This window comes from Bacillus sp. FSL K6-0138, from assembly GCF_037982765.1.
Classification (GTDB): domain Bacteria; phylum Bacillota; class Bacilli; order Bacillales; family Bacillaceae; genus Bacillus; species Bacillus glycinifermentans.
The window spans coordinates 4,039,806-4,063,607 of sequence record NZ_CP150286.1 but is presented as its reverse complement, the minus strand read 5'-3'; the positions used below and the strand labels follow the sequence as shown (position 1 = coordinate 4,063,607).

Sequence of the window (23,802 nt, the reverse complement as noted above, 5' to 3'; positions counted from 1 at the left end):
AGAATTTAAGGATAGGAGTCAAAATTATGAATCAATTGGCGAATTGTCCAAAGTGCAACGCATTGTTTATGAAAAACAGCTTTCAAACCATATGTAACTCTTGTCTGAAAGAAGAAGAACGTTCATTTGAGACAGTATACAAATTCCTGAAAAAGCAGGAAAACCGGCAGGCTACGATGATTCAAATCGTGGAAAAAACGGGAGTAGAGGAAGAGCTCATTCTGAAATTTATCAGACAGAAGCGAATCCACATCTCTAATTTTCCGAACCTGGGCTACCCGTGCGACAGATGCGGAACGATGATTCGGGAAGGCCGGTACTGTGCCGCCTGTGAACAAGACATAGAATCGCAGATGAGCCAATTAGACCAGATGGAGCGCCTCGAAAAAGAAAAGCAGAATAGTTCCAAAGGCACATACTATACCTTTCAGCCTAAAAACAACTGATTCCCTAAACTAACTCGAAGCTCAGACGATAAAATGAGTATGATCATAGACGACTATGACGGAAAGTGAGAGGAATCCCATGAAGATCAACCAATACGGAACACAATCTGTTAATCCTTACCATAAATCTTTTGATAAAAAAGCAACGCCTTCTCAAATAAATCCTCAGCAGGAGGATAAAGTTGAAATTTCGGCAAAAGCCAAAGAGCTGCAAAAAGGACCTGATTTAATGATGGAACGCCAGGAAAAAATCGCCCGGCTAAAAGCGGCAGTCGAAAATGGCACATACCAAATCGACCGTACGGGAATAGCCGAAAAAATGGTTAATTTCTATAAACAGCAATAAAGTAAGGAGGAAGACGAATCGGTGAAACGGGTGATACAAGAGCTTGAACGCCTTTGTGTTCTGCATGAACATTTACTGACGCTGTCCGAACGAAAAACGGAGGCACTGAAGAAGAACGAAATAAAAGAACTTTCTGAGATTTTGACAAAGGAACAAAAATACGTGCAGGCGATCGAACAAACCGAAGAGGCGCGGATTGAAGCAACAAAAGAATGCCTCGGAAGGGCGGACACCACGATCAGCACATGCATCAGCGAGGCTGAAGGCAGCGACAAAACGGTGTTGGAGCAGCTGTTTGAAAGGCTGTTACAGCTCGTCACCCGTTTAAAAGATGTGAACGGTTTGAATAAACAGCTGACCATTCAGTCGCTTCAATTCATAACGCTCACATTGGACATGCTTCTTCCGAAAGAAGGAAACGCAAACTACGGAAAAACGCAGGAGCCGAGCCAACCCAGGGGCTCAAGCAGGCTGTCCCTATTTGATTCAAAGGCTTAGAACGGAGGGAAAGAAAGATGACGATACCAACTTTTATGGGACTTGAAACCGCAAGACGAGGGCTGGCCGCCCAGCAGGCGGCTTTAAGCGTAACATCAAACAACATATCAAACGCCAATACCGAAGGATACACAAGGCAGCGTGTCGCTTTTCAAGAGACCACTCCTTATCCGGTCGTATCAAGAAACGCTGTCGGACTTGCCGGACAAATGGGGACAGGCGTTGAAGTCGGCGCGGTTGAAAGGGTCAGAGACAGTTTTCTCGACTACCAATATCGGACGCAAAACACCAGTTACGGCTATTACGATTCAAAGGCCGGCGCTTTAGCGCAAATGGAAAGCATCATGAACGAATTAAAAGACAGCGGTTTAAACAACGTGCTCAATTCTTTTTGGAAATCGATCCAGGAATTGACGAGCAATGCGAACGAGTCGAGCGCGCGTTCTGTCGTTGCTCAAAAGGGCCAAGCTGTGGCAGATACGTTTAACGAATTATACAAATCGCTGACAACCGTTCAAAAGGACTTGGGGGATCAGATCGAACAAAGCACGATCACCATTAATTCGCTCCTTTCCCAGCTGAACAGCCTGAACGAGCAAATCGCCAATGTCGAACCGAACGGCTATCTTCCGAATGATTTGTACGATAAGCGGGATCTGCTGCTCGATCAGCTTTCTTCAATGGCAAATATCAAAGTCAGCTACAATAAATCAGGCGGCAATTCGCTTGCGACCGCAGAGGGAACCGTTTCCGTCGACATTATCGGCAGCGACGGCCAGTCTCTCGGCAAGGTTCTTGACGGAACAACCTTTACAACCAAGGAAGTGAAAGTCAATTATGACAATGATACAGGTCTGGTGACAAGCGTATCAATCGGCGGAACGGACATTAATGCAGACGCTTTTACAAGCAAAGGATCGCTGTTAGGCTTAATTGAATCCTTCGGCTACATGTCCGGCGGCAAAGAAAAAGGGACCTACCCTGAAATGCTCGCGAACCTGGATGAAATGGCGCTGGCCCTTGCAAAGGCGTTCAATGAAGTCCATCAAAACGGAGTGACATCCTCCGGTCAACCGGGCGGCCTTTTCTTTGAATTTACCGGTGGTGAGGCTGAGCCTGCAAAAGGAGCGGCAGCGAAAATAAAAGTAGCCGATGATATCATGAATTCCAATGGCCAAAATATTGCCTCATCGCTTAACGGAGAAACGAGCGATAACTCAAACGCGACAAATCTGGCAGCGGTTTTCACGAAAAAAATCGACATCGGCGGAAAGTCGACAACCGTTTTGGATTACTATGCGGGCATTATCGGCGAAATGGGCGTGAAAGCCCAGGAAGCGAACAGGCTTCTTTCCAATTCGGAGACGCAGCTCAATTCAGCAGAATTGAACCGGCAGTCGACGAGCGCCGTTTCGTTAGACGAAGAAATGTCCAACATGATTCAATTCCAGCATGCTTATAATGCTGCGGCAAGAATGATCACAGTGCAGGACGAAATCCTTGATAAGATCATCAACGGCATGGGTGTCGTAGGAAGGTAGGGATAAATGATGCGTGTAACCCAAGGTATGATCGCAAAAAATTCATTGCGTTATATCAATTCAAGCTACGGGAAACTGGATAAATTGCAATCGCAGATTTCATCGGGAAAAAAGATCACAAAAGCGTCGGACGATCCGATTGTCGCGATGAAAAGCCTGAAATACAATACGCAGCTCTCACAGGTGGAGCAATATAAAAGCAACGTTTCACAGGCTTACACATGGCTTGAGAATTCAGAAGATAACATCACAGAAGGTATAGACGTGATGGGGAAAGTTAGAGATTTGGTCGTTCAAGTGAAAAATGGTACGAATGGCGGAGCAGAGCTGGAGGCAACAGGGGTCGAAATCGGCCAATTAAAAGAACAGCTGATTCAAATCGCCAATACGCAGGTCAATGGACGCTACATTTTTAGCGGATCGAACTCAGATGTCGCACCGATCGTCAAAAATCCTGATGGTTCGTACACGTATAATTTTGAAAACTACACAAGCTCTTCCGACGTGAACTTTAACGTTTCCAGCAATGCGACATTGAAGGTGAACGCAAATCCGATTTCAGCCTTTGGCGGAACGTCAGGCAGCGGGCAAAATGTCTTTGAAATGCTGAATTCTCTTGAAACGGCTTTGAAATCGGGTTCACTTGACGGCATTGACTCTGACGCTGTTTTATCCGATATTGACCAGTTCACCAACACGATGAGCTCAGAACGGTCAGATATTGGAGCGCGCTACAATCGGCTTGAATTGATCGACTCCCGGTTAAAGTTGCAGGAAGAGACAGCCACAAAAGTGTTATCAGACAACGAAGATGTCGAGCTTGAAGAAGTGATCACCGATTTTATTACACAGCAGAGCGTTCACAGAGCTGCGCTTTCTGTCAACGCAAAAATCGTACAGCCGACATTGATTGACTTTTTAAACTAAAAGCGACTCTTTAAGAGTTGCTTTTTTTCAAGGAGGTAACCGTTATGCAGATGCCAAGGCTGATTATGGAAAGCGTCCAAGGAAGAATCGGTTTGACGACAACGCCGGCGGTCCAGAGCATCGAACAGCCGCACGCCGATTTGGAAATCGAGCAGCCCCCCGCTGACCTTGAGATTTCAGTGACGCCTTCAAAGCTAACGATTGACCAGACGAAAGCATGGGAAGACTTGGATCGGAAGCATATTTTTAAAAGGATAGAAGATGCTGCACAGCAAGGCTATCAGGACTGGCTTGACGGGATGGCGCGAACCGCTGAAGAAGGCGATGAAATGATGAGGATCGAAAACAAAGGCGATCCAATCGCCGAACAGTCAAGAAGAAACTATGAGCCTGAGCAGGTTCAGATCGGTGTCCATTTTACTCCTTCCTTTGATAGAGTGAAAATCGCATATGAGCCGTCCCAACTCAATATTGAAATAACGCCGCATAAGGCGATCATCAATGCGACGCCTCACAAACCGGTCGTTGATTATACGCCTGGCAAAGTGAAGGTTGACATGCTGCAATATCCGGAGTTAAAAATAGATGTGGAATATCCAAACCAAAAGTAAATCAGCAAAGGATCGTGACCAATGATCATTAAAACAAAATACCATGGAGAAACGCAAATTCAAGAAGAGCAAATCATTATGTTTGCAAACGGCCTGCCGGGATTTTCTGATGAGAAGAAGTTCGTCATCCTGCCGCTTTCGGAAGACTCCCCGTTCGTCGTTCTCCAGTCGGCGGAAACGGCCGAACTTGCTTTCATCGTGGCAAGTCCGTTTGTGTTCTTCAAGGACTACGGCTTTGATCTTGATGAAACGACGGTTGAATTTCTTGAAATTGAAGCGGCCGAAGATGTTGAAGTGATGGCGATTTTAACGATAGAAGAGCCATTTGAAAAATCAACGGCAAATTTGATGGCGCCAATCGTCGTAAACCGCAAAAAAATGCTCGGCAAACAAGTGATTTTGCACGACTCCTCTTATCAAACAAAGCATCTGATAGGAGGGGAATCATGCTAGTCTTATCTCGCAAACTCAATGAAGCGATTCAGATCGGCGATGATATTGAAGTGAAAATCATCGCGATTGACGGAGACCAAGTGAAAATCGGCATCGACGCGCCAAGGCATATCGATATCCACCGCAAGGAAATTTATTTGTCGATTCAGGAAGAAAACAGCCGGGCGGCTTCACTTTCGAACGATCTTCTGGTGAAACTATCCTCACAAAAAAAGTGAGGATTTTTTTATTTTTGTTATAAACAATTTCAGGGTTTCTCCGATATAAAGTATGTAGCAGGAAGGACAGCCTGAATGCTTCAAAACATGCACATGGACGTGCAATCAAATTTCAAGGAGGAAATACAAAATGAGAATCAACCACAACATTGCGGCGCTTAACACGCTGAACCGCCTGTCTTCAAACAACAGCGCAAGCCAAAAGAACATGGAGAAACTTTCTTCAGGTCTTCGCATCAACCGTGCCGGAGATGACGCAGCAGGTCTAGCAATCTCCGAAAAAATGAGAGGACAAATCCGCGGATTAGAAATGGCTTCTAAAAACGCTCAAGACGGTATCTCTCTTATCCAAACAGCTGAAGGTGCATTGACTGAAACCCATGCGATCCTTCAACGTATGCGCGAGCTTGTTGTACAAGCTGGAAACACTGGTACTCAGGACAAAGCAACAGATTTGCAGGCTATTCAAGATGAAATTACAGCTTTGACAGAAGAAGTAAATGGCATTTCTGATCGTACAGAATTCAACGGAAAGAAACTGCTGAATGGTGACTTCAAAAGTGGCACAGCAGATTTAGTCTTCCAAATTGGAGCGAACGCAGGTCAACAAATCAAAGTAAATATTAACGATATGGGTGCTGATGCACTTGGTGCAGTAGATGCTACTAATACTCTAGTGACTGGTCAAGCGGTTACAAATATTAATGTAACGGAATTCGCTAACGCTACTCCTGCTTTAACTTTTGACCAACAGCTTAAAATCGTTGATGATGCAATTAATACTGTTTCATCACAACGTGCAAAACTCGGTGCGGTTCAAAACCGTCTAGAGCACACAATCAACAACCTTGGTGCTTCTTCTGAGAACTTGACAGCTGCTGAGTCTCGTATCCGCGACGTAGACATGGCGAAAGAAATGAGCGAATTCACGAAGAACAACATTCTTTCTCAAGCTTCTCAAGCGATGCTTGCTCAAGCGAACCAACAGCCGCAAAACGTGCTTCAATTGCTTCGCTAATTGCATAAAAAAATTTAAGCTTGTCGGAAAAACCGTTTATTTGGTTTTCGACAGGCTTTTTTTGTTATATAAATCGGTTTTAAAGAAAAAAATTTATAAATCCTAATTAGATTTACTTGCCTGAAAATTTCGGATATAGAAAAATGTGCATTTTCATCTAAACAATCCCTCTTCGAGTCCGATATTAAAAATGTAACAGGCTGGAAGGACAACTGGCCTGTTTAAATCAAATAAGCACATAGACGTGCGATCAAACATATTTCAGGGAGGAAATACACAATGAGAATCAACCACAACATTGCGGCGCTTAACACGCTGAACCGCCTGTCTTCAAACAACAGCGCAAGCCAAAAGAACATGGAGAAACTTTCTTCTGGTCTTCGCATCAACCGTGCCGGAGATGACGCAGCAGGTCTAGCAATCTCCGAAAAAATGAGAGGACAAATCCGCGGTTTAGAAATGGCTTCTAAAAACGCACAAGACGGCATTTCTCTTATCCAAACAGCTGAGGGCGCATTGACTGAAACCCATGCGATCCTTCAACGTATGCGTGAGCTTACTGTTCAAGCAGGAAACACTGGTACTCAAGATAAAGCAACAGATTTGCAGGCTATTCAAGATGAAATCACAGCTTTAAAAGATGAAATCGATGGTATTTCGAATCGCACAGAGTTCAACGGTAAAAAACTACTGAATGGTGATTTCAAAACTGGTACAGCAGATCTAGTTTTCCAAATCGGAGCTAATGCTACACAACAAATCAAAGTAAACATTAATTCTATGTCTGCTACAGATCTAGGAACAGATAATACTACTTTAAACATCAAATCTTTAGACGTTACAAAATTTGCTGACAACGCAGCTGCTACACCTAATGATGGTTTCGATGCACAATTAAAAATCGTTGACGATGCGATCAACCAAGTATCTACTCAACGTGCTAAACTTGGTGCTGTTCAAAACCGTCTAGAGCACACAATCAATAACCTAAGCGCTTCCGGTGAAAACCTAACTGCTGCTGAGTCTCGTATCCGTGACGTAGACATGGCGAAAGAAATGAGCGAGTTCACGAAGAACAACATTCTTTCCCAAGCTTCTCAAGCGATGCTTGCTCAAGCGAACCAACAGCCGCAAAACGTGCTTCAATTGCTTCGCTAATTGCATAAAAAAATTTAAGCTTGTCGGAAAAACCGTTTATTTGGTTTTTCGACAAGCTTTTTTTGTTAATTAACCGGATTTGAAGGAGAAAACTTCTATAGAAATAATTAGCTTTATTTGTCTGAAAATTTCGGATATAGAAAAATATACATTTTTACCTAAACAATTCCTTATCCAGTCCGATATTAAATATGTAACAGGCTGGAAGGACACCCGGCTTGTTTCAATAAAAAGCACATAGACGTGCGCTCAAACATATTTCAAGGAGGAAATACAAAATGAGAATTAACCACAACATTGCAGCGCTTAACACGCTGAACCGCCTGTCTTCAAACAACAGTGCAAGCCAAAAAAACATGGAGAAGCTTTCTTCTGGTCTTCGCATCAACCGTGCCGGAGATGACGCAGCAGGTCTAGCAATCTCTGAAAAAATGAGAGGACAAATCCGCGGTTTAGAAATGGCTTCTAAAAACGCACAAGACGGCATTTCTCTTATCCAAACAGCTGAGGGTGCATTGACTGAAACTCATGCGATCCTTCAACGTATGCGTGAACTTACTGTTCAAGCAGGAAACACTGGTACTCAGGACAAAGCAACAGATTTGCAGGCTATTCAAGATGAAATTTCTGCATTGACAGAAGAAATTGACGGCATTTCTAATCGTACTGAGTTCAACGGCAAGAAATTGCTGGACGGCACTTTCAAAGATACCGGTGATGCAGCAACTACAAAAAGCTTAGTCTTCCAAATTGGAGCTAATGCTACTCAACAAATCTCTGTAAATATTGGAAATATGTCAGCTGACGCATTAGGTACTAGTGATACTTTAAACATTTCATCATTAGATGTAACTAAGTTTGCTGACACTGCATCTGACGCAGCTGGTGGTTTTAATGAACAATTAAAAATCGTTGACGATGCGATTAACCAAGTATCTACTCAACGTGCTAAGCTCGGTGCAGTTCAAAACCGTCTAGAGCACACAATCAACAACCTAAGCGCTTCTGGTGAAAACCTAACAGCTGCTGAGTCTCGTATCCGTGACGTAGACATGGCGAAAGAAATGAGCGAGTTCACGAAGAACAACATTCTTTCCCAAGCTTCTCAAGCGATGCTTGCTCAAGCGAACCAACAGCCGCAAAACGTGCTTCAATTGCTTCGCTAATTGCATAAAAAGATCCTGGCTTTTGCTAGGGTCTTTTTTATTTATAATGTCATGACAGGAATCCGATCAGTGGATTGCTGTTTTTTTATTTTGAATTTAAAAAGAGTTTTTTCCATAAATTTATTAAAATCTATCACTCGCTTAGCCGATATAAATTTTAGATCATAGCATAGGGGATGGTAAAAATTGTCGATCGGAAGACTGACATCTTTGGAACCTATTATTGATGCTTACAAGACGCAGATGATGAGCAAACAGCCGGAAGTTGGGGAAAAGGTGCAGCAGCATTCTTCAGAATTTTCATTTCCTCAGCTTGAAAAAACGGTACAGGGCGCCAATAAGCTTTTGGAGCCGTCGCAAGTTCATCTTCAGTTTGAGCTTCACGAAAAGCTGGGCGAGTACTATGTGAAGGTTGTGGACGATAAGACGGATGAAGTGGTTCGGGAAATCCCGCCTAAGCAGTGGCTCGATTTTTATGCGGACATGGCTGAATTTATGGGGTTAATAGTCGATAAATCAACATAGAAGAGGAGTGTTTCATATGGTAACGAGAATTTCAGGTTTGGCTTCTGGTATGGATATTGACGAGATCGTCAGCAAGTTGATGAAAACGGAGCAAGCTCCGCTTGATAAGCTGAAGCAAAAGAAACAGACGCTCGAGTGGCAGCGGGACAGCTATCGTGAAATCAATACGAAAATTAAAGACTTGCAGGAATTAACTTATACCATGCTTCGTCCGAGTACATACGGGGCGAAGAAAGTGACGAGTTCTGATGAGTCGGCAGTTACGGCGACAGGCACCACCAATGCAGCTTCAAGTACGATCCAGGTAAACAGACTTGCGACAGCCGCTACCTATAAATCTTCCAATCTTTCAGGCTACACCGGCAGCGATCAAACGCTGGCCTTTCAGGTGACAGCCCCTGGAGCAGCAGAAGCGAAAAAGATTGAAATCAAGGTGGCAAGCACGGACACATTAGATGACATCGTTTCAAAAATTAACAGCTCCGGTTTAGGTGTAACAGCGATTAAAGACAAGATTTACAACGGGTCGGAATATGTGGAAACGATCGCATTGACATCAAAAGCCACCGGTGCAGGCGGCAGCATTCAAGCTGCTGATGCCGCGACAGCAAGCTTCATGACAGATCAGCTCGGTTTTGCGCTTGACAGCGGCAACAAGCTGGTCGCCAGCCAGGAAGGGCAAAATGCAGAAGTTGTCATCAACGGATTGCAAATGGAGAAAACGTCCAACAATTTTACCGTCAATAATGTGACGTATACGCTAAAAAATACGACAAAAAGTGCAGTCTCATTAGACGTTTCTACTGACGTTGACACTATATTTAATCAAATCAAAGATTTTGTCACAAAGTACAATGATCTCGTCGATACGATCAACGGCAAGCTGACTGAGGAGAAATACCGCGATTATACACCGCTGACAGATGAACAAAGGGAAGCGATGTCAGATAAGCAAGTTGAGCTTTGGGAAGAAAAAGCGAAAAGCGGTCTGTTAAGAAACGATACTATTCTAAGCGGCGCAGCAAACCAAATGCGGACTGATTTTTATTCAAACGTTTCCGTAAATGGAGAATCGCTGCAGCTTACCCAGTTCGGCATTAAGACTTCAAGTTCATACAATCAGCGCGGTCATTTAGAGATAGATGAAGCTAAGCTGAAAGCGAAAATCAAAGAAGATCCTGATGCTGTGGCAAACCTCTTTATGGCGGGAACAAGCAGCAAGGATGAAAGCTATAACGAAAAAGGCATCGTGAGACGGCTTCAGTCTGTATTGACAGATACGAAAAAAAAGATTGAAGACAAAGCCGGAAACGCTAACATGTCAACCAACGATTACTCGATCGGGAAAAATTTAAAACAAGTCGCAACCGATATTTCCACGTGGACGGATCGTCTGGCGCAAATTGAAAACCGCTACTATGCGAAATTCACCGCGATGGATAAAGCGATTCAAAAATTGAACGAACAAGCGACGTACATTACGCAAATGCTTGGACAATAATCGGAATCTGGAGGATCAAGAATGGCTTTAAACAATCCGTATGCAGCTTATCAGCAAAATTCGATTAACATGAAAAGCCCCGGGGAATTGACGCTCATGTTATACGACGGCTGCCTGAAGTTTATGAAGCTGGCCAAACAGGCGATCGAACAAGGGGATATGGAAATGAAAAATACGAACCTTGTGAAAGCGCAAAACATCATCCAGGAGCTGAATGTAACGCTAAATCGGGAAGTGGAGCTGGCCGGATCAATGGGTGCGATGTATGAGTATATCTACCGCCGTTTAATCGAAGCGAATATTAACAATGACAAAGACATTGTGACAGAAGTCGAAGGGTATGTGAAAGACTTCCGCGATGCGTGGAAGCAGGCGATTCAAATCGAGCGGCAAGGCCGGTTCGGAACAGGCGGGCACGTATAATGGGCAAAGCAGAGCTGTTGTATAACGAAACGAAAAACATGCTCGCGAAGGTGAAGGATGCCCCTGAAAGCGATGAGCTGCTTCAGGCAATTGAAGATTTTCTCCAGAAACGCGATGGCTTGATCAAAGAGATCAAGCCGCCGCTTTCTCATGAAGAAAAGCTTGAAATGAAGAAGGTGCTTGAGCTGGAACCGCTGGTTGCCGCCGAATTGAAAAGGCTGCAGCAGGATATCAAAAAAGAGCTGCTTCAGGCGAAGAAAAAACGGACCCTTCATCAGACGTACAGAAATCCGTACAACAATATAACGATTGACGGCACGTACTACGACAAGCGCAAATAGGTGATAGCTTTGACGAGCACCTCTGATTATATGCTTTTATCAACTTATTATCAGCTGCTTTTTACAGTTGAGGAAGGGCTTTGCTACCTGATCGAGGCGGACCGGAATTTTGAAAAAACAGAAGGCGAACGGATTTTTAACGACCTCATCTATGCGTTTTTTCACATCGACTCGTCGCACGCTCTTCTTCTTTCCATTATGAAGACGAGCTGTGCCGAGTCTTCGATCCGTTCCTTTGACAAAGTCTTCCGCGGGTTTGACAGCCTGATTTATTATACTTTTCCTTCTGCTGAATTTCAGGACTACTTGCAAAACCGGTTTCTGCCTCTTTATCGACATTGGATGGCCGGGATTCATCGATGTATGGAGCCGTTTGTCATTCATTAATTTCGGAAATCGAAAAAGATAAATTTGAAACAATTTTAAGGGCATGTTCATCATGCCCTGTTTTCTCAATAAATCATGCAAGCTTTCCTTAAGCAAACCCGTTCTGATTTCTTCAGGTCATGAATATATTTAGGATTTAATAAAGGGATTTCGGCTGCCCATCTATACATAAATGGACAAACTTCGTCAAAATTCACGGATTTTTCACATAATTTTTACGTTTCGGCAGGAATGAAGAAGGGAAAAGGCGAAATATATTTACATATCCTTAATATAAAGGAGGCGTTCTTTTGATGGAGTTCAACGTCAGAGGAGAAAACATTGAGGTGACAGCAGCATTAAGGGAACACGTCGAGAAGAAAATTGGAAAGCTGAGACGTTATTTTGAAAATGATGTCGATGCGATCGTCAACGTCAATCTGAAGTTCTACAATGATCAGGAATCAAAGGTTGAAGTGACCATTCCAATGACAGACCTCTCCCTCCGTGCCGAGGTTCATCACGAAGATATGTACAATGCAATCGATCTCGCAGCAAACAAACTCGAACGTCAAATTCGCAAGCATAAAACGAAAGTGAACCGGAAGTTTCGCGAAAAAGGTTTACCGAAGGATTTGTTTGCGGAAGGGAACGGCATCGGCACAGCTTTGCAGGAAGAAATCGACGAAGAACAGCCTCAGGTTGTCCGTCAAAAACGGTTTAATTTAAAGCCGATGGATAACGAAGAAGCGATTTTACAGATGAATATGCTTGGGCACAGCTTCTTTGTATTCACGAACGCCGAAACCAATCTGACCAATGTGGTTTATCGCAGGAATGACGGAAAGTACGGTTTGATCGAACCCACTGAATAATAAAAGAATGCATGCATCCCCCTCGGATTTTCCGAAGAGGGGGTTTTTTCCGTCTCCGGGCGGTAAATTGTTTGGAAATGACAAAAGGTGTGATATGATATTGCATATATGAAAATTACTGTTTGCCTGGCTAATAAACAAGGAAATTTACAGAGGAGCGTTATTCTATGCTTGGAATTTTAAATAAAGTATTTGATCCGAATAAACGCACGCTCAGCCGCTATGAAAAGAAAGCGAATGAGATTGATGCGCTCAAGGCTGAGATGGAAAAGCTTTCAGATGAAGCATTGAGAAATAAAACGATCGAGTTTAAAGAGCGTCTTGAAAAAGGCGAAACGCTTGATGATCTGCTGGCAGAAGCGTTTGCCGTCGTCAGGGAAGCATCGCGGCGGGTTACCGGCATGTTTCCGTTCAAAGTTCAGCTGATGGGGGGCATGGCCCTGCACGATGGAAATATCGCTGAAATGAAAACGGGGGAAGGTAAAACATTGACATCCACGATGCCCGTTTATTTAAACGCGCTTTCCGGAAAAGGCGTTCACGTCGTGACTGTCAACGAATACCTGGCAAGCCGCGATGCCGAAGAAATGGGTCAGATCTTTCAATTTCTCGGTTTGACTGTCGGCTTGAATTTGAACAGCCTGTCAAAAGACGAGAAGCGTGAGGCGTATGCGGCCGATATTACGTATTCTACGAACAATGAGCTTGGTTTCGACTATTTAAGGGACAACATGGTTCTTTATAAAGAGGAAATGGTGCAGCGTCCGCTTCACTTTGCGGTTATCGATGAGGTGGACTCCATCTTAATCGATGAAGCAAGAACGCCGCTGATCATTTCCGGACAAGCCGCGAAGTCGACGAAGCTTTACGTCCAGGCCAACGCGTTTGTGCGTACGTTAAAAGTCGAGAAGGATTACACATACGATATTAAAACGAAAAGCGTTCAGCTTACTGAAGAAGGCATGACAAAAGCAGAGAAAGCGTTCGGCATTGAAAACTTATTCGATGTCCGTCACGTGGCCTTAAACCACCATATCGCCCAGGCTCTTAAAGCGCATGCGGCGATGCATAAAGACGTTGACTACGTCGTTGAAGACGGACAGGTTATCATCGTCGATTCGTTTACGGGCCGTCTGATGAAGGGGCGCCGCTACAGCGACGGGCTTCACCAGGCCATCGAAGCGAAGGAAGGACTTGAAATTCAGAACGAGAGCATGACGCTCGCTACGATTACCTTCCAAAACTATTTCCGGATGTACGAAAAGCTGGCCGGTATGACGGGTACGGCGAAAACGGAAGAAGAAGAATTCCGCAACATCTACAACATGCAGGTTGTAACGATTCCGACGAATAAGCCGGTGATCCGCGACGACCGTCCTGATTTGATTTACCGCACAATGGAAGGGAAATTTAAAGCGGTCGCCGAGGATGTCGCCCAGCGTTATATGGTCGGCCAGCCAGTCCTTGTCGGGACTGTTGCGGTCGAAACGTCTGAATTGATTTCCAAGCTGCTTAAAAATAAGGGGATCCCGCATCAGGTGCTGAATGCGAAAAACCACGAACGCGAAGCCCAGATCATTGAAAATGCCGGGCAAAAAGGCGCGGTGACGATCGCGACAAACATGGCGGGACGCGGTACGGACATCAAGCTTGGCGAAGGCGTAAAAGAGCTTGGCGGGTTGGCTGTCATCGGTACGGAACGCCACGAATCCCGCAGGATCGATAATCAGCTGCGCGGACGTTCAGGCCGTCAGGGAGATCCCGGCATTACCCAATTCTATCTTTCAATGGAAGACGAATTAATGAAGCGGTTCGGAGCCGAGCGGACGATGGCGATGCTTGACCGCTTCGGAATGGATGATTCAACGCCGATCCAGAGCAAAATGGTTTCGAGAGCCGTTGAGTCTTCACAAAAACGCGTTGAAGGAAACAACTTTGATGCCCGTAAACAGCTTCTTCAATACGATGACGTCCTCCGCCAGCAGCGGGAAGTCATCTATAAACAGCGTTTTGAAGTCATCGATTCCGACAATCTTCGTTCGATCGTGGAGAATATGATCAAGTCTTCGCTTGAACGAATCGTCGACTCATACACTCCGAAAGAAGAATTGCCTGAGGATTGGAACCTTGAGGCACTTGCCGAACATATCAATGCGAACTTCCTTGATGAGGGCGCACTTGAAAAGAGCGACATTTTCGGAAAAGAGCCTGAAGAAATCACAGAGCTTGTCTTCGACCGGATCAAAACGAAATACGATCAAAAAGAAGAAAGATACGGCGCCGAGCAAATGCGCGAATTCGAGAAAGTGATCGTGCTCCGCGAAGTGGATACGAAATGGATGGATCATATCGATGCAATGGATCAGCTTCGCCAAGGCATTCACTTGCGGGCATACGCCCAGACGAACCCGCTGCGCGAATATCAGATGGAGGGCTTTACAATGTTTGAAAACATGATCGCCGCCATCGAAGATGACGTGGCAAAATTCGTCATGAAAGCTGAAATCGAAAACAATCTTGAGCGCGAAGAGGTCGTTCAGGGACAGACGACAGCGCATCAGCCGAAAGAAGGCGATGATGCAAAACAAGCCAAGAAAAAGCCGGTCCGCAAAGTGGTCGACATCGGACGAAACGCTCCTTGCCATTGCGGAAGCGGAAAAAAATATAAAAATTGCTGCGGTCGAACAGAATAAAAAGAGGGATTCATCCTCTTTTTATTTTGACCTGGCGGAAATACTCGATGAGGTGAAGGAAATGGAATTAACTGAAATCAGACAGGAACTCGAAAATATGGCTTCTCGTTTAGCGGACTTCAGGGGGTCTCTTTGACCTCGAAACGAAGGAAGCAAAAATCGCTGAATTAGAGGAACAGATGGCCGACCCGGACTTTTGGGGAGACCAGCAAAAGGCGCAGTCGATCATTAATGAAGCAAATGCTTTAAAGGACTACGTCAACACGTATAAAGAATTAAGCGAATCGCATGAAGAGCTGCAGATGACGCACGATCTTTTAAAAGAAGATCCCGATTCTGATCTGCAAAACGAACTGGAAAACGAGCTGAAAGGCTTGACTAAGAAATTCAACGAGTTCGAATTGCAGCTTCTTTTGAGCGAGCCTTACGACAAAAACAACGCGATCCTGGAACTGCATCCGGGAGCCGGCGGAACGGAATCGCAGGATTGGGGTTCAATGCTTCTCAGAATGTACACGAGATGGGCTGAACGCCGCGGTTTTAAAGTGGAAACCCTCGACTATCTTCCGGGGGATGAAGCGGGGATTAAATCTGTTACACTGCTGATTAAAGGCCATAATGCATACGGCTATTTAAAAGCTGAAAAGGGCGTCCACCGTCTTGTCCGCATTTCTCCGTTTGACTCGTCCGGACGCAGGCATACGTCGTTTGTTTCTTGTGATGTCATGCCTGAATTCAATGAAGAAATCGACATCGAGATCCGGACGGAAGACATCAAGGTCGATACGTACCGGGCAAGCGGGGCCGGCGGTCAGCACGTCAATACGACAGACTCCGCCGTCCGGATTACCCACCTGCCGACCGGCGTAATCGTGACATGCCAAACGGAACGGTCGCAAATCAAAAACCGCGAGCGCGCCATGAAAATGCTGAAGTCGAAGCTGTATCAGCGCCGGATTGAAGAGCAGCAGGCACAGCTTGACGAAATTCGCGGCGAGCAAAAAGAAATCGGCTGGGGAAGCCAAATCCGCTCTTACGTTTTCCACCCGTATTCTCTCGTCAAGGACCACAGAACCAATACGGAAATGGGGAACGTACAGGCCGTCATGGACGGAGATATTGACAGCTTTATCGACGCTTACTTGCGTTCCAAACTTTCTTAAACACCTGGCACATCCATTAAGGATGTGTCTTTTTTTGCGGCTAAACCCGCCGGCAATTGATCATCCTAACGTCATAAGAGTGTGCACGCAGGCAGACGGGCTTTGTTTCTCTGCCGCTTTATCCCATTAGCACGTTATTTGACTGTTATTTACTTACAGTAGGCAACATGCTATACTCTCGATTGGTATCAGACTTGGCGGGGGATGACATATATGACACTAGACAGAACAAGAAGCCGTTTTTTTGCCGTCATGCGCGATTACGGCTATATTCTTTTAGGTTCGGCGATCGTCGGTGTGACGTTTAACATGTTTCTGCTGCCGAACCGGATCGCAGCGGGCGGAGTCAGCGGGATCAGCACCATTTTACAGTCGTTCGGTTTTGAGGCGGCCTATGTACAATGGGCTTTTAATATTCCTTTATTTATAGCGGGCGTGCTCATCCTTGGAGGAAAATTCGGGGTTAAGACGCTCGTGGGCTCAGTCTTTCTTCCGCTTGTCGTCTATCTTACGCGGGACATCAGCCCGGCGACTCATAATGCGCTTTTGGCGGCGATCTTCGGCGGAGTCGGAATCGGAGCGGGCATCGGGATGGTCTTCCTCGGAAGGGGATCGACCGGCGGAACAGCGCTGGCCGCGCAAATTATCCATAAATTCACCGGGCTGTCCCATGGCAAATGTTTGGCATTGATCGACGGAACGATCGTGCTGTCGGCGATGCTCGTGTTTACTATCGAGCAGGGGCTTTATGCGATGCTCGGCGTTTATATTTCAAGCAAAACGATCGATGTCATTCAGGTTGGGCTTACCCGTTCCAAAATGGCGATGATCATCACGAACCGCGAAGAGGAAATTCGCAAAGCGGTGCTCGTAAAGATCGACAGAGGCGTTACGAAGATCTCGGCGGTCGGAGGCTATACGGACGATGAACGCCCCATCCTGATGTGCGTCGTCGGGCAAACCGAATTCACAAAGCTGAAACAACTGGTGAAACATATTGATGAGTCCGCATTTGTCATTGCAATGGACGCTTCCGAGGTTCTCGGAGAGGGTTTTAAACGCGCGTAATCGAGGTTATAATAGGAATTGATTTCTAAAAGGAGCTGACCTCAGGATGAAAACGAAGCTGTTTACACTGTTTTTGGCTGTTTCTTTTGTACTCGCTGCCTGCGGGGGAAATAATGAAAGCAAAGACAAAAATACAAGCGGACAGACGACTGCAAATGATGGCGAGGAAATTTATCAGCAAAACTGCACAGGCTGCCACGGAAAGGATTTGGCCGGCGGTTCTGCTCCGAGCCTGAAAGAAGTCGGCGGCAAGCTTAAAGAGAGCGAAATTAAAGACATCGTTGTCAACGGCCGCGGCGGCATGCCTGGCGGACTCGTGAAGGAAGATCAGGCTGAAGCTGTAGCAAAATGGCTTTCAAAGAAAAAATAACAGTTTGCCGTGCACGACAAAAGAACCTTGTTCAACTTCGTTCGAACAAGGTTCTTTTTCATGTGTAAAGAGTCTTATTGCCTATTAATAAATGAAAATTGCAGATGATTTTGTCCTGAAAAAGGTCGAAAGTCCACATTTTTTGTCTGATATTGCGTTTTTCCTACAACTTATGTCTGGATTGAAACAAAACTGTAATATCATTTTGTCTAATCTTGACGTATAATGGGTGTTGTTGAAAAAGCGCAAAAATTTTCACGATGTACATAAGGACACAAAGCGACATGCTTTTTCGAAAAGTATGACCGTATAAACATAAAAGATTAGGTGATTACATGATCGAAATGAAAGATGTGTATAAGACTTATTCCAACGGGGTGTCGGCGCTGAACGGAATAAGCATCTCGATACATCCCGGGGAATTTGTTTATGTCGTCGGCCCGAGCGGCGCGGGAAAATCAACTTTTATCAAAATGATCTACCGCGAGGAAAAGCCGTCCAAAGGGAAGGTTGTCATAAGCAATAAAAACCTGGCACAGCTAAAAGAAAAAGAAATACCTTACATCAGAAGAAAAATCGGCGTCGTGTTCCAGGACTTCAAACTGCTGCCGAAGCTGACGGTGTTTGAAAACGTCGCCTTCGCTTTGGAAGTCATCGGCGAGCGTCCCGAAGTGATCAGAAAAAAAGTGCTTGAGGTGCTCGATCTTGTTCAGCTGAAGCATAAAGCGAGACAGTTTCCGGATCAGCTGTCAGGCGGGGAGCAGCAAAGGGTCTCAATCGCAAGATCGATTGTCAACGCGCCTGACGTTGTCATCGCTGACGAACCGACGGGAAACCTTGATCCAGAAACATCCTGGGAAATCATGAAGACGCTTGAAGAAATCAACAACCGCGGAACAACGGTTGTCATGGCGACTCATAACAAAGAAATCGTTAACACCATGAAGAAACGGGTCATCGCAATCGAAGACGGAGTCATTGTGCGTGATGAAGCTAGAGGGGAGTATGGTTCTTATGATTAGAACTCTCGGACGGCATTTGCGCGAGAGCTTAAAATCTCTCGGAAGAAACACGTGGATGACTTTCGCATCCATCAGTGCTGTAACAGTTACACTTATCCTGGTCGGCGTATTTTTGATGATCATGTTCAATTTGCTGCATATGACATCAAACATCGAAAAACAAGTAGAAATCAAAGTTTTAGTCGATTTAACCGCTAAACAGGATCAGAAAGATAAGCTGGAAAAAGAAATTAAACAAATTCCTGAAGTCAGCAGTATCAAATACTCTTCAAAAGATGAAGAGCTTAAAAACTTGAGAGACAGCTTTGGAGACGACGGGAAAGTCTTTTCAATGTTTGATCAGGAGAATCCGTTAAACGATGCGTTTGTCGTTAAAACATCCAACCCTCAAGATACTCCTAAAGTTGCCAAAAAAATAGCGAAACTGGACAATGCCTATAAGGTGAATTATGGACAGGAGAAAGTTGACCGCCTGTTTAAAATCAGCAATATTACGAAAGTAATAGGAGCTGCATTGGTCATCGGGCTGCTGTTTACGGCCATGTTCTTAATCTCGAATACGATTAAAATTACGATTTTTGCAAGACGCAAAGAAATTGAGATTATGAAACTGGTAGGCGCTACAAACTGGTTTATCCGCTGGCCATTCTTCATTGAGGGTCTGCTCTTGGGCATATTCGGTTCTGTGATTCCGATCGCATTACTGCTTGGAACCTATGACTATGTTGTTCAATGGATTGCTCCAAGAGTTCAAGGAACCTTTATCGAGATGCTGCCGTACAATCCGTTTGTGTTCCAGATTTCTCTTATTTTGCTGTTGATCGGCGCACTAATCGGTGTATGGGGAAGCTTGATGTCAATCCGTAAATTCCTGAAAGTATAGCCGGCACTTTTCCTGTCGGCCTGGTTTTCGCGCTGGGACCTGCAAAAAGCCGGCTCCCTTGATTCTGAAAGCAAGGAGGAACAAGGTTGAAAAGAAGATTGATGACGCTGAGCTTAACTGCTTTACTCGGAACATCGGCCGTTTTGATTCCTTTAAAAAGCAACGATGCGTTAGCATACGGGGACTTAGATAAAAAGAAGAGCGACGTTCGGAGCAAGCAGTCGAAAAACGAGACAAAGCGGGAAAAAAAGAAGCAGGAGCTTTCCGAGCTTGAATCAAAGGAGTCAAGCCTGAAAAGCGACATCGAGAAAATAGACCGTCAGATGACCGACACGAATGAAAAGCTGGAAAAGAAAAACGGAGAGATCGACCAGACAAAGGAAAGCATCGAAGAGTTAAAAGCGCAGATCAAAGAACTTAAAGAAAAAATTGAAAAGCGCAATGAAATTTTAAAGGACAGAGCTCGTACAATCCAGGAAAATGGCGGTTCAAACCGATACATAGACGTCCTTCTCGGGGCAAAAAGCTTCGGCGACTTCATCAGCCGGGCGGGAGCCGTTTCAACGATCGTTGAAGCGGACAAGGATTTGATAGAAGAGCAGGAAAAGGACCTTCAGCTTGTTGAGGACAAGGAAACGAAGCTGAACGAGAAGCTGCAAAGCCTCGAAAAAGCGCTGAAAGAGCTGGAAGAATTAAAAAAGGCGCTGGAAGGCCAGCAGAAGGAAAAGTCGAACGTCATGAAACAGGTGAAGCATGATAAAGATCATGTACACGCAGAACTTGGCGCACTTGAAAATGAAGCTGAGGTTTTGAAGCGCCAGGATGAGGCGATTAAAGCCGAAGAAGCTTACAGAAAAAAGCAGGAGGCAGAGGAGAAGCGCAAAGCTGAAGCTGCTAAACAGCAGGATACAGGCGACAGGACAGCCTCCTCGTCCAAACCGTCTGCACCGGGCAGTTCAGGCTTTATCCGTCCCGCTTCAGGCAAGTTTTCTTCCGGATTCGGAAATCGTTCTCTCGGAAATCATTTCGGAGTAGATATTGCCAACCGCGGTTCCGGCGTTCCGATTTATGCGGCTGCCGCCGGTACGGTTTACAATGCCCATTACTCGTCAAGTTATGGAAACGTCGTGTTTATTACCCATAATATCAATGGACAGACATACCAAACGGTTTACGCCCACATGTCTTCCATAAAGGTGCGCACAGGCCAGCGCGTCGAGCAGGGACAAGTCATCGGAACGATGGGTAATACAGGCCAGTCCTACGGCCAGCATTTGCATTTTGAAATTCATAAAGGCCTTTGGAACAACGCGAAGTCGAACGCTGTTGATCCGGCAAACTATATACCGCTTTAAAGGTTTCATGCCGGCCCGGTCACAACTGACCAGGCCGGCTTTTTGTATTGGCTGCAGGCTTTATCAAAAACACCTTGTCAGTTCAAGGCGCGGGGTATAGAATGAAATTATAGTCGACGGTCGACCGTCGACAATTGAAAAAGCGAGGGGATGATCTGATGAAGGCCTTCAGCATTGCGAGCATACCGGGAGACGGCGTTGGAAAGGAAGTGGTTCCTGCTGCACAGCGTGTTTTGAAAACGATTTCGGATATTCACGGCGGGCTGTCGTTTGAGTTTACGGAATTTCCTTATAGCTGCGAGTATTATTTGGAGCACGGGGAAATGATGCCTGACGACGGATTGGAGCGGCTGAAGGGGTTTGACGCTATTTTCTTGGGTGCAGTCGGAAATAGGAGTCTTGTTCCCGACCATATTTCGTTATGGGGGCTGTTAATTAAAATAAGACGCGAGTTTGAACAGGTGATCAACATTAGGCCCGCAAAGTTTTTGAAAGGGATCAGGTCTCCCTTGGCCAATCCAAAGGATTTTGATCTGCTTGTCGTACGGGAGAACAGTGAAGGCGAATACAGCACGATCGGCGGGAAAATCTACCGTGGCGAAGAGGAGATCGCGATTCAAAATAACGTGTTTTCCAGAAAGGGAACGGAGAGGGCGATGCGCTTCGCCTTTGAAATGGCGGCCAAGCGGAAAAAGCATGTTACAAGTGCGACAAAATCGAATGGCATCGTTCATTCTATGCCTTTCTGGGACGAAGTATTCGAGCTTACGGCAAAAGATTACCCGGAAATTACAACGGACTCGCAGCATATCGACGCGCTTGCCGCCTTTTTTGTCACACAGCCTGAGAGGTTTGACGTGATCGTTGCAAGCAATTTGTTCGGCGACATTTTGACTGATATCGGTGCTGCGATCATGGGTAGTGTGGGAATTGCGCCGGCAGCCAACATCAATGTCAACGGCAAATACCCTTCCATGTTTGAACCTGTTCACGGTTCGGCCCCGGATATTATCGGAAAAGGGATCGCCAATCCGATCGGCCAAATCTGGACAGCGAAGATGATGCTCGATCATTTTGGCGAAGAAGAGCTGGGAAATCGGCTGCTCGACGTGATCGAAGATGTCTTGAAAAGCGGCTGGCTGACGCCGGATATCGGCGGGACGTGCACCACGAAAGAAGTGACAGATGAAATCATCAACCGTTTGAAAAACGTATAAAAAACGTAGTGAAAACTGCCGGAATCATTGAGGCAGTTTTTTCGTTTATTGGAAAAACAATTTACATGAACTGAATCTTTTTGACGCATACTACATCAAGCAACAAAACATAGTGCAGCCAGAAGAGGAGGTATAGGATGTATCAGAAAATTGCGCGGATTATCGTTGCCGTCAGTCTGCTGTGCGGTTTATTAGCGGGAGCCGATCTGATGCCAAAAGCCGCAGCGACCGCTAAAGACGGAGGCGCAGCGAGAAACGAGGCGATGGAGAAGATCGAAAAGGCATACGATCTGATCTCAAATGAATACGTGGAGCAGGTGAACAGGGAAAAGCTGCTGGAAGGAGCCATACAGGGCATGCTTTCCACATTAAACGACCCGTACTCGGTTTATATGGATAAACAGACTGCAAAACGTTTTTCCGATTCTCTTGATTCCTCCTTTGAAGGAATCGGAGCAGAAATCGGAATGGAAGACAGAAAGATCATCATCGTCTCTCCTTTCAAACAATCGCCGGCTGAAAAAGCCGGATTAAAGCCGAACGATGAAATTATCAGCATTGACGGCGAATCGATGGCTGGAATCGATCTGAATGATGCCGTATTAAAGATCAGGGGAAGAAAAGGGTCGACGGTTACCCTGAAGGTTCACCGCCCCGGCATGAAGGATCAGCTTACATTTACGATCAAACGCGACGAAATACCGCTCGAGACCGTTTTTGCCTCGGTGAAAAGAGTAAAGGGCAAGCCTGTCGGCTATATTGCGATTTCTTCCTTTTCCGAACATACGGCTAAAGATTTTGCTGCTGAATTGAAAAAGCTCGAGAAAAAGGGAATTGATGGTCTTGTATTAGACGTCAGGGGCAATCCTGGCGGATATTTACAAAGTGTCGAAAACATTTTAAAACATTTTGTGACAAAAGATCAGCCGTATATTCAAATTGCTGAGAGAAACGGCAATAAAAAACAATACTTCTCAAAGCTGAAAGAGAAAAAGCCTTATCCTATAAGCGTCATTACGGATAAAGGAAGTGCATCCGCGTCGGAAATCCTCGCCGGGGCCTTAAAAGAAGCGGGCGGATACCCTGTGGTCGGAGATCCTTCCTTTGGAAAAGGCACCGTTCAGCAGGCCGTTCCGATGGGCGATGGAAGCAATATCAAATTGACGCTGTATAAATGGCTGACGCCAAAAGGAAATTGGATCCATAAAAAAGGCATTCAGCCGACGGTTCCCGTCACACAGCCGGCTTATTTTTCAGCAGGTCCGATTCAGCTTAAAGAACCTCTTAAACCGGATATGAACAACCGCGATATTAAGAGGGCGCAGCTTCTGCTCAAAAGTCTCGGCTTTGATTGCGGGCGATATGACGGATATTACAGCGAAGGCACTAAAAAAGCCGTGATGGCGTTTCAGGCGCAAAACAAACTGAAACGGTCCGGAGCAATTGACCAAAAAACGGCAAATACAATAAATCTCAGGATTGAGGAAAAAAAGCTGGATGAAAAGAATGATCTGCAGCTTCAGGCCGCATTAAACGTGTTGTTCTCAAAAAAGTGAGGAGGAAAGACACCCTCACTTTTTTTTATTCTCAGAAAGTAATTTCTCAATCTTTTTACCTA

The 23,802-nt window shown here is 45.3% G+C and carries 26 protein-coding genes; all 26 read left to right on the top strand.

The features are described from left to right. The first annotated feature begins 26 nt into the window (after positions 1-26). The 26 genes from MHB78_RS21420 to MHB78_RS21295 all read left to right on the top strand — a co-directional run bounded on the left by MHB78_RS21420 (position 27) and on the right by MHB78_RS21295 (position 23,740). The gene (locus MHB78_RS21420) at positions 27-446 is read left to right on the top strand and encodes a TIGR03826 family flagellar region protein (protein ID WP_046130084.1); all 420 of its coding nucleotides are present in this window, start codon (positions 27-29) and stop codon (positions 444-446) included. A gap of 79 nt (positions 447-525) precedes the next feature. Then, entirely contained in the window at positions 526-792 is a 267-nt protein-coding gene (gene flgM, locus MHB78_RS21415) for a flagellar biosynthesis anti-sigma factor FlgM (protein WP_046130083.1), read from the top strand. 21 nt (positions 793-813) lie between these two features. Next, on the top strand, positions 814-1,290 hold the full coding sequence (locus tag MHB78_RS21410; RefSeq protein WP_046130082.1) for a flagellar protein FlgN: 477 nt from the start codon (positions 814-816) through the stop codon (positions 1,288-1,290). 17 nt (positions 1,291-1,307) lie between these two features. Further along, positions 1,308-2,831 (top strand): flagellar hook-associated protein FlgK, encoded by a 1,524-nt coding sequence (flgK, locus tag MHB78_RS21405; protein ID WP_046130081.1) that lies wholly within the window; start codon positions 1,308-1,310, stop codon positions 2,829-2,831. A 9-nt stretch (positions 2,832-2,840) separates the two neighbouring features. After that, on the top strand, positions 2,841-3,758 hold the full coding sequence (gene flgL, locus MHB78_RS21400) for a flagellar hook-associated protein FlgL (RefSeq protein WP_046130164.1): 918 nt from the start codon (positions 2,841-2,843) through the stop codon (positions 3,756-3,758). Positions 3,759-3,802: 44 nt separating this feature from the next. Further along, positions 3,803-4,369 (top strand): DUF6470 family protein, encoded by a 567-nt coding sequence (locus tag MHB78_RS21395; RefSeq protein ID WP_046130080.1) that lies wholly within the window; start codon positions 3,803-3,805, stop codon positions 4,367-4,369. Positions 4,370-4,390: 21 nt separating this feature from the next. After that, complete coding sequence (gene fliW / locus MHB78_RS21390) at positions 4,391-4,822, top strand: flagellar assembly protein FliW (protein WP_046130079.1); 432 nt, start codon at positions 4,391-4,393, stop codon at positions 4,820-4,822. Further along, positions 4,816-5,040 carry a carbon storage regulator CsrA gene (csrA, locus tag MHB78_RS21385; RefSeq protein WP_046130078.1) on the top strand — a complete coding sequence of 75 codons (225 nt, stop codon included), beginning with the start codon at positions 4,816-4,818 and terminating at the stop codon, positions 5,038-5,040. Before fliW ends, csrA begins: the two co-directional genes overlap by 7 nt. 130 nt (positions 5,041-5,170) lie before the next feature. Then, the gene (gene hag / locus MHB78_RS21380) at positions 5,171-6,058 is read left to right on the top strand and encodes a flagellin Hag (RefSeq protein ID WP_046130077.1); all 888 of its coding nucleotides are present in this window, start codon (positions 5,171-5,173) and stop codon (positions 6,056-6,058) included. Positions 6,059-6,337: 279 nt separating this feature from the next. After that, the gene (gene hag / locus MHB78_RS21375) at positions 6,338-7,216 is read left to right on the top strand and encodes a flagellin Hag (RefSeq protein ID WP_065894695.1); all 879 of its coding nucleotides are present in this window, start codon (positions 6,338-6,340) and stop codon (positions 7,214-7,216) included. Between the two features lie 278 nt (positions 7,217-7,494). Then, on the top strand, positions 7,495-8,382 hold the full coding sequence (hag, locus tag MHB78_RS21370; RefSeq protein WP_065894693.1) for a flagellin Hag: 888 nt from the start codon (positions 7,495-7,497) through the stop codon (positions 8,380-8,382). Between the two features lie 186 nt (positions 8,383-8,568). Then, positions 8,569-8,907 (top strand): flagellar protein FlaG, encoded by a 339-nt coding sequence (flaG, locus tag MHB78_RS21365; RefSeq protein WP_046129455.1) that lies wholly within the window; start codon positions 8,569-8,571, stop codon positions 8,905-8,907. A gap of 16 nt (positions 8,908-8,923) precedes the next feature. Further along, a complete protein-coding gene (locus tag MHB78_RS21360; RefSeq protein ID WP_046129456.1) occupies positions 8,924-10,408 on the top strand; it encodes a flagellar hook-associated protein 2 in 1,485 nt (494 codons plus the stop codon). A 21-nt stretch (positions 10,409-10,429) separates the two neighbouring features. Further along, complete coding sequence (gene fliS, locus MHB78_RS21355; RefSeq protein ID WP_046129457.1) at positions 10,430-10,831, top strand: flagellar export chaperone FliS; 402 nt, start codon at positions 10,430-10,432, stop codon at positions 10,829-10,831. After that, positions 10,831-11,172 carry a flagellar protein FliT gene (locus tag MHB78_RS21350; protein WP_046129458.1) on the top strand — a complete coding sequence of 114 codons (342 nt, stop codon included), beginning with the start codon at positions 10,831-10,833 and terminating at the stop codon, positions 11,170-11,172. The genes fliS and MHB78_RS21350 overlap by 1 nt, the downstream gene beginning before the upstream one ends. A 9-nt stretch (positions 11,173-11,181) precedes the next feature. Then, positions 11,182-11,559: a hypothetical protein gene (locus MHB78_RS21345; RefSeq protein ID WP_046129459.1), complete on the top strand. Its 378-nt coding sequence runs from the start codon at positions 11,182-11,184 to the stop codon at positions 11,557-11,559. Positions 11,560-11,852: 293 nt separating this feature from the next. After that, positions 11,853-12,413 carry a ribosome-associated translation inhibitor RaiA gene (raiA, locus tag MHB78_RS21340; protein WP_046129460.1) on the top strand — a complete coding sequence of 187 codons (561 nt, stop codon included), beginning with the start codon at positions 11,853-11,855 and terminating at the stop codon, positions 12,411-12,413. Positions 12,414-12,580: 167 nt separating this feature from the next. Continuing rightward, entirely contained in the window at positions 12,581-15,106 is a 2,526-nt protein-coding gene (secA, locus tag MHB78_RS21335) for a preprotein translocase subunit SecA (RefSeq protein WP_046129461.1), read from the top strand. 61 nt (positions 15,107-15,167) lie between these two features. Continuing rightward, positions 15,168-16,269, top strand: a protein-coding gene (gene prfB, locus MHB78_RS21330) for a peptide chain release factor 2 (protein WP_099047125.1) whose coding sequence is annotated in 2 segments (ribosomal slippage) — positions 15,168-15,239 and positions 15,241-16,269 — 1,101 coding nt in all. Because the reading frame shifts where the segments join, the coding sequence is not laid out codon by codon here. 213 nt (positions 16,270-16,482) lie between these two features. Continuing rightward, complete coding sequence (locus tag MHB78_RS21325) at positions 16,483-17,337, top strand: YitT family protein (protein WP_046129463.1); 855 nt, start codon at positions 16,483-16,485, stop codon at positions 17,335-17,337. Between the two features lie 46 nt (positions 17,338-17,383). Further along, entirely contained in the window at positions 17,384-17,707 is a 324-nt protein-coding gene (gene cccB, locus MHB78_RS21320; protein ID WP_046129464.1) for a cytochrome c551, read from the top strand. Between the two features lie 335 nt (positions 17,708-18,042). Then, on the top strand, positions 18,043-18,729 hold the full coding sequence (gene ftsE, locus MHB78_RS21315) for a cell division ATP-binding protein FtsE (RefSeq protein WP_046129465.1): 687 nt from the start codon (positions 18,043-18,045) through the stop codon (positions 18,727-18,729). After that, a complete protein-coding gene (gene ftsX, locus MHB78_RS21310) occupies positions 18,722-19,612 on the top strand; it encodes a permease-like cell division protein FtsX (protein WP_046129466.1) in 891 nt (296 codons plus the stop codon). The genes ftsE and ftsX overlap by 8 nt, the downstream gene beginning before the upstream one ends. A gap of 86 nt (positions 19,613-19,698) precedes the next feature. After that, the gene (locus tag MHB78_RS21305) at positions 19,699-20,967 is read left to right on the top strand and encodes a peptidoglycan DD-metalloendopeptidase family protein (protein ID WP_046129467.1); all 1,269 of its coding nucleotides are present in this window, start codon (positions 19,699-19,701) and stop codon (positions 20,965-20,967) included. Between the two features lie 158 nt (positions 20,968-21,125). Then, entirely contained in the window at positions 21,126-22,184 is a 1,059-nt protein-coding gene (locus MHB78_RS21300) for a tartrate dehydrogenase (protein WP_046129468.1), read from the top strand. Between the two features lie 137 nt (positions 22,185-22,321). After that, entirely contained in the window at positions 22,322-23,740 is a 1,419-nt protein-coding gene (locus MHB78_RS21295) for a S41 family peptidase (protein ID WP_046129469.1), read from the top strand. Positions 23,741-23,802: the final 62 nt, after the last annotated feature.